At 63.1% G+C, this 529-nt stretch carries 2 protein-coding genes; both read left to right on the forward strand.

Translation table 11 applies throughout. From position 1 onward, the window contains the following. The coding region (locus ACXJ7R_RS36120; RefSeq protein WP_457155945.1) for a hypothetical protein at positions 1-284 on the forward strand (284 nt) is incomplete at its 5' end. Positions 285-345: 61 nt separating this feature from the next. Beyond that, the coding region (locus ACXJ7R_RS36125; RefSeq protein ID WP_457155946.1) for a hypothetical protein at positions 346-529 on the forward strand (184 nt) is incomplete at its 3' end.

Below are 529 nucleotides of genomic sequence, written 5' to 3' on the forward strand. Positions count from 1 at the left end.
GTATGAAACGATGCGGCCGCGACGCGGGCGCCCGCTTCGATCACCCCCTCAATCATCCGCAGCCGGCCGCCGGCAGGGAACGCCCACGTGCCCGCGGGCCTCTCAATCACCTCAGCGAAGACAAGTGGCGCGCCGTTCGATCGAGCGTGACGAAGAGGCCGTCAAGCCTTGCCCGCCCGCCTCGTAGACCTGCCCGTCATACGCGGATGCGCGCGGGGCCGATAGCAGCCGCGAACGGCTTCGGCGAGCGCGTGCGCTCGGAGGCAATTGAAACCAGCGATTGAACCTAAGGGTACGAACAAGAGAAGCMGGTGGCCCAGCCGCCGCCGACCGAGGAGAACAACGATGAGCTACATAGCAGGGTTTGCGGTCATGGAAGTCGCCGTTAGAGGCGTCTTGCCTATCGGCGATACGACCGAAAACGTGCCTTATTTTATTCTGGACACGGCCAAGAACGCCATCGTCGGTCAGGTCGTTCTTCCCAAAGCCGTCAAGCGAAGCCTCGCCGTCGCTCTCACTGTCAAGGTTC

The sequence above is a fragment of the Mesorhizobium sp. P5_C1 genome, assembly GCF_054049815.1.